The following is a 6,009-nucleotide window of genomic DNA, read 5'->3' as shown; positions in this document are numbered from 1 at the left end:
GACCTGTCACCTGTAGAGTTTGAGCGGCGCTACGCGCTAAACGGCTCGTGAGTGTCTATGAAACTCTGGCCGGTCCATTATTCGTAAAATTGAACCCTTCATCAATCAACCCGTACAGGGTAACCGACGACTGCGCGAATGTCGGTAGGGCAATAGAAGATAGGACAAGTCCTGCACATATAGTTTTTTTCATAGAAAGTCTCCAAATATTGAAATGACTACATAGGCCAACAACCGCACTTCAAATCACAGGCTGGACGAAGAAATACAAAATGCTTACTCCGTGCGAGCATAAAAATCTCGCCGCGAGAAGCAATTTCCAATCTCGTGAAATCCTTATCTTTCGAGCGCACGAATAAGTAACCATTTGAACCTCTTCGAACGCATTCTCCTGTCCGTACGACGGATACTTTTAGCCAGCCTGATTCACGCTAATACTTTTGAGAGTTCGGCTGGCGAGCTAGCAGGGAGCTTCGCAAGCAAATCCAACCGACCAATAGTGTTATGAAGCGCAACAGCGACTGGCCATCAGAGCAGCCTTGCGATGATCTCGGCGTGCGATTCCCATCTGCCTGTACGCCCATCCACGCGTGAATCCGCATGTCGTCCCCTTCAGAACACAGCTTCATCGCGTAGCCTCCAAGGACTTGCTCATCCACAAATTTCTGTAGCCTTTTCTGTCACCTTCTTGGTTGGCATCCAGGTCAATCTTGTGTGTTGCACTCGTGAAGGCGGTGAAGCTGACTTACTTCAAGCTTCCCGCAAGGAATTGCCTCAGCCGCTCGCTTCCAGGAGTGTTGAGCACTTCTTCGGGAGGCCCCTGCTCCTCTGTACGCCCCTGATGTAAAAACATGACGTGATTCGACACATTCCGTGCGAATCCCATTTCATGGGTAACTACAATCATGGTCCGCCCTTCTTCAGCAAGTTTCTGCATTACTTTGAGAACTTCGCCGACTAGTTCCGGGTCCAGGGCGGATGTAGGTTCGTCGAACAACATGACATCCGGGTTCATCGCCAGCGCACGTGCGATGGCGACTCGCTGCTGCTGTCCACCTGATAGGTGTGACGGATATTGCTTCTCGACACGGGGCGGCAAGCCTACTTTTTCAAGATATGCACGGGCTCGCTCCTCAGCGTCTTTTCGACTAATACCCAGCACGTGTGTCGGAGCCTCAATGACGTTCTCGAGCACGTTCATGTGAGCCCACAGATTGAAATGCTGAAACACCATCGACAGCTTCGTCCGCATGCATTGAAGTTGTTTGGGATCAACAACTACCAAAGCGCCAGTCTTATCCCTCTTCGTTTTAATTTCTTTCCCATCGAGAAAGATTTTTCCGGAGTTCGGTTGCTCAAGATAGTTGATGCAGCGAAGAAACGTGCTTTTTCCCGACCCGGACGCGCCGATGATACTAATTACGTCACCCTTTTTTGCCGTAAGCGATACACCATTCAGTACTTCGTTATCACCGAAGCTTTTGTGAATTTCGTGGACAGCGAGCTTGCAGTCCATTGCTCGAGTTGTCTTCATTAAAATGCTATTCCTTCTAAATCGCAGCCCATCGTTCACCATCCAACCAGGGCAATCGGATTTTTCTTAGCGTGACCGAACACTCAAATATGCGAGCCAACGTCGCTCGGCTTGCCGGAAAATTGTCACCAACGAAAATGAAACGACGAGATAGAGCAACGCTGCGATCCCGAAAGATTGAAATGATTGATATGTCGCGGAATTGGCGTCGCGAGCGACTTTTAGGATATCGGGCACTGTCGCGGTGAAAGCGACGGATGTCGCATGAAGCATCAGAATCACCTCATTGCTATACAGTGGTAACGCACGACGCAACGCTGAAGGAATGACAATTTGTCGGTACATCGTGAACCAACTCATTCCGTAGGCGCGAGCCGCCTCGATTTCTCCATGATTAGTCGTTCGCATCGCTCCGGCAAACATCTCAGTCGTATAAGCGCAAGTGTTGAGCGCAAACGCGATGATTGAGCAGTAGTACCCGCTCCTGAAAACGGCACTCAATATCTCAGCCGAACGAACAAACTCAAAACCGTAAAGACCTGTGTAGATGAGCAGGAGTTGCACGTACAGCGGAGTTCCCCGGAATACATAGGTATAGCACCAGACAGGAACGCTAATAAACCGATTGTTCGATATACGGGCTACAGCAAGTGGGACAGCCAGAATGAAGCCGAGGAAAAGCGATGCGACGAGCAACCAGAGGGTGACCGCAAGTCCAGAAAACCGCTGCCCGTCCCAATAAAGAAAGGCGCGCCAGAATTCGTTGAGGATATCAATCATGAATCAGAGCTCCGCGTGCCGCACACCGGACGAGTAATTCCTTGCCAGCCACGCCAAAACGAGGTTCGAGAAAGTCGCAATAACCAAGTAGATGAAAGCCGCACACAAGATGAAGAAGAACATCTTGTACGTACTCTTTCCCGCGTCTTGGGCCGCCTTCACGACGTCGGCCAGTCCGATAATTGATACCAGTGCCGTCGCCTTAACCAGAACCTGCCAGTTGTTGCCAATTCCTGGAATCGCGAATCGCATCATTTGTGGAAACAAAATTCTCCTGAATACGAGAGTGCCGCTCATCCCATAGGCCGCACCCGCTTCGAGCTGACCGCGTGGAACCGACAAGAATGCCCCACGGAATGTCTCGGTGAAATAAGCACCGTAAATGAAGCCAAGCGTTAGAACCCCGGCAGCCAACGGGTCGATATCAAATTGGGAAATTCCTAGCGCATCGGTCAGATTGTTGACTGCAATCTGGATACTGTAAAACAGAAGCAGCATTAAGACGAGGTCTGGAACTGAGCGAATAAGCGTCGTATAGCAACCACCAATAGTTCTAAGAGAACGTTTATGTGAGAGCTTTGCAATTGCGCCCAACAGTCCGAGGACGATTGCAGTGGCAAGCGACAAGAGGGACAACTCAATCGTTCTAATTGTGCCCGCAAATAATAGCGGACCGAATCCATACAGAAACACAAACGTCTCCGTGTCGAGTTTTGATTTGCGTGAGGGGGCCTTGCGTCGCGTCGAGCCGACTAGATTCGTGTGTACAACCAGATCCAATCTTGACGTTCAATGTTTTGTACGCATGGCCATTGACCGGCAGAACATTTTTGATGCCTACGTCCGTCTTTATTTGGCGAATCCTTTGCGCTCGTTTTCGTCGGCTCTTGAGATTTCTACTCGGCACGGCGGCGCAATCGCGCACCACCCAGGAAGCTACGAAACCCCATTGCGAATCGGCTTAATCGGGTCAGCTACCGTAGATGTTGAAGTTAAAATACTTCTTCGCAATCTTGTCGTACGTGCCGTCTTTTCTCAGACTATCGATAGCTCCGTTGATGGCGTCGCGCAGCGCGGTGTCACCCTTTCTGATGCCGATGCTAACACCTGGGCCAAAAATAGCTTCGTCCTTGATGGCCGGGCCTTGCGCGAAGACGAAGTCCTTACCCGGTGGGGTTTTCAAGAAGCCAGCATCTGCTTGAGGAGCGAAGGCTATCGCGGCGTCGACACGACCCGCAATGAGATCAGGCCAAATGAGGTCTTGCGTTTGATATGGGACAACTTCAACATTACTTCCACCCCAGTACTTTCGAGCGTATGTCTCCTGGGTGCTGCCTTGCAGCACACCGACCCGTTTGCCCTTGAGCGACTCAGTTGTAGCGACTAGCGGGGAGCCTTTCTTGACAATCAACGCCTCGACTGGTGCGTAAAGCTTGTTCGTGAAATCAATCACCTTTACCCGTTTCTCATTCTTCGACATCGAGGAATTAATTGCATCGAACTTGCGTGCCTGAAGAGCCGGAATCATGCCGTCGAACGAATTCTCAACCCAGACACACTTTGCATTCAGCTTTGCACAAATGGCGTTTCCCAGGTCGATGTCGAATCCGGTCAATTCGCCACTTGCCGTTTTGGATTCAAACGGAGGGTAAGAGCTGTCGACCCCAAACCGGATTTGTTTGACGGCGTCTGCCGCTGCTGCCAGTGGCACGCTGGCGATGCAGAGCGCTGCAAGAATCATTTTCAACTTCATCACAATAGTTCCGTTTGCGTTTAGCAGGGGCGCCGTCCGTCGAACGTTCGCCTAGTTCTTGAGCCACCTCGAACACCCCTACCTTGAGCGACTCAAAGCGACCCGTCAGCGCGTGACGGTCGAGCGAGACTCCTTGAATTTCAAGGAGCCGTAGTCGATCTTCAGCGCGTAGGCGAATAATGCGCGCCACGTTGCGATCGCGTCCAATGCGAAGAAATCGATAGGTTATGCAGGAATGAGATAGTTTTTCCGGTGCTAGCAGCGGGCAGATCTGTCGGAGAGGTCGAGCTGCGGAGACGTCAATCTGGCGGGGGAACAGGCTGGTCGTGCCGCCCCGCGAACGACTCGAGGTCAACATTCGAGGAACGACCTCCACAAAAATCGTTGCTTCCGTCAACTGCCCTCAGAGCGTTAACCATCCGACGGGATTTAGCATAGGGCATACTCGGAAGCGATTGGTTTCGGCTGCTTTACAGTACGGAATGCCGCTGTATCGCCAGGCCACACTGCTGCGTCGCTTCGGAGGCGACATCTCGTCGAATACGCTTGCAGCGAGCGGGGTACGGTGGGCCTAGCCACGCAGCCGGCGATCAACCTGATGCGCGACACGCCCCTCGAATCGGTCCTGAATGATGGCGACGAAACGACGTTCCAGGTCCTGAAGAAACCAGGTCGAAGGCCGCAGGCAAAGAGTTACCTGTGTGTTCAATTCAAAGGCTCAGGGCCGCCTGTGCGGATGTTCTCGTAGCCACGGGTCTGGGCGCCCAACATGCACAGAAGCTCTACGCCGGCGTGCAGCCTGGCTCGGTGCTGATGACGGACGGATACCCGTATCTCCGGCGGGCACTGTTTCTTTTCGATACGGCTACCGCGTTATCGGGCGGCGAGAAATGCTGATCATTGGCCGCTATGGTCGAGGGGGCATCTCGCTGGCGTTGGCGCGGGAAAAGCTGCTCGACGCCCGTCGTGCCGTCCGTGAGGGTACTTGTTCGCCTGCGCCGACTCCGATGGTACGCCCCAATGCCGTCACGGAGGAAGCATTGCTGCGGATCGGCGCACTCTACAAGATCGAAGAGCAGATCCGCGGCAAGCCATCTGACGAACGACGTAGCGCGCGTCAGGCGCGAGCTGCGCCACTGCTCGACGACATGAAGCGGTGGTTCGAAGCGACGCTCACCACGCCCTGTGCGAAATCCGACGCGACCAAGGCGATTTAGTACGCGCTGCATCGATGGCCAGCACTCATCTACTACTGCAGCGACGGGCGTGCGGAGATTGATAACCCGATCGCCGAGCGAGCGTTGCGCGGTGTCGCCCTCGGCAGACGGAATTACTTGTTCGTCGGCGCCGACTCCGGCGGTGAACGTGCCGCGGCGATGTATAGCCCGATTGATACGGCGCGCCTGAACGGCCTAGATCCGGAGGCGTATCTCTCCTACGTGCTCGAGCACATCGCTGACCAGCCGATCAACCGCATCGATGAGCTGCTGCCGTGGAGCGTGGCGCCGTCGCTGCCGTCTACAGCTCGCTGTCGAGCCCATCCGATAGCACGGCGAATCTCTCGCCGTCAACGACCTACGCTACGGTCTCGGTCGAGCGCTTACGACTTATCCAGGCCACGTCGCATCACTTCGACATCCGCCGTGGCGTAGCGGTGTGTAGTAGCAACCGTCGCGCCTCTGCTGTTCGCGTCCGGCCGAGGCAGCGCGACTCGCTGACGGTCCGCAAATGATCGGTATCCAACTGCTCGTCGTGAGTCGTCAACATCGTCTATCGGGACTGCCCGATGACGAGCGTGCTTCCATGCACTGTCCTTACTGGCACACGCGATGGGTTGAAGCCCTCCAAGCAACGAGTGTTCAAGGTGTTGGGCGCAAAGTAATAATGAGCCACTTCGCGCGAAGTAAATCTGAGCCACCTTTCAGTACAGTCAGCCTTTTGC

General features: G+C 53.7%; 4 protein-coding genes and 4 pseudogenes. 3 read left to right on the top strand and 5 right to left on the bottom strand.

The genetic code is table 11. The features are described from left to right. Window positions 1–76: 76 nt before the first annotated feature. The 5 genes and pseudogenes from DIE11_RS37620 to DIE11_RS35740 form a co-directional block, all read right to left on the bottom strand. Window positions 77–193 (bottom strand): annotated as a pseudogene (locus DIE11_RS37620) (porin); the annotation flags it as partial. 552 nt (window positions 194–745) lie between these two features. After that, window positions 746–1,534 (bottom strand): ATP-binding cassette domain-containing protein, encoded by a 789-nt coding sequence (locus DIE11_RS35755; RefSeq protein ID WP_311767606.1) that lies wholly within the window; start codon window positions 1,532–1,534, stop codon window positions 746–748. A 66-nt stretch (window positions 1,535–1,600) separates the two neighbouring features. Further along, a complete protein-coding gene (locus DIE11_RS35750) occupies window positions 1,601–2,314 on the bottom strand; it encodes an ABC transporter permease (protein ID WP_124489861.1) in 714 nt (237 codons plus the stop codon). A 3-nt stretch (window positions 2,315–2,317) separates the two neighbouring features. After that, entirely contained in the window at window positions 2,318–3,007 is a 690-nt protein-coding gene (locus tag DIE11_RS35745) for an ABC transporter permease (RefSeq protein WP_124489860.1), read from the bottom strand. Window positions 3,008–3,284: 277 nt separating this feature from the next. Next, the gene (locus DIE11_RS35740) at window positions 3,285–4,067 is read right to left on the bottom strand and encodes an ABC transporter substrate-binding protein (protein WP_124489859.1); all 783 of its coding nucleotides are present in this window, start codon (window positions 4,065–4,067) and stop codon (window positions 3,285–3,287) included. Window positions 4,068–4,537: 470 nt separating this feature from the next. Here DIE11_RS35740 and DIE11_RS35735 point away from each other — a divergent pair. The 3 pseudogenes from DIE11_RS35735 to DIE11_RS35725 form a co-directional block, all read left to right on the top strand. Further along, a pseudogene (locus DIE11_RS35735) lies at window positions 4,538–4,895 on the top strand (transposase); the annotation flags it as partial. After that, a pseudogene (locus DIE11_RS35730) lies at window positions 4,892–5,065 on the top strand (Arm DNA-binding domain-containing protein); the annotation flags it as partial. The pseudogenes DIE11_RS35735 and DIE11_RS35730, both read left to right, overlap by 4 nt. Window positions 5,066–5,077: 12 nt before the next feature. After that, a pseudogene (locus DIE11_RS35725) lies at window positions 5,078–5,615 on the top strand (transposase); the annotation flags it as partial. Between the last annotated feature and the right edge of the window lie 394 nt (window positions 5,616–6,009).

It is taken from the genome of Burkholderia sp. Bp9012 (assembly GCF_003853825.1).
Classification (GTDB): domain Bacteria; phylum Pseudomonadota; class Gammaproteobacteria; order Burkholderiales; family Burkholderiaceae; genus Burkholderia; species Burkholderia diffusa.
This window is presented reverse-complemented; position numbering and strand designations above follow the sequence as displayed.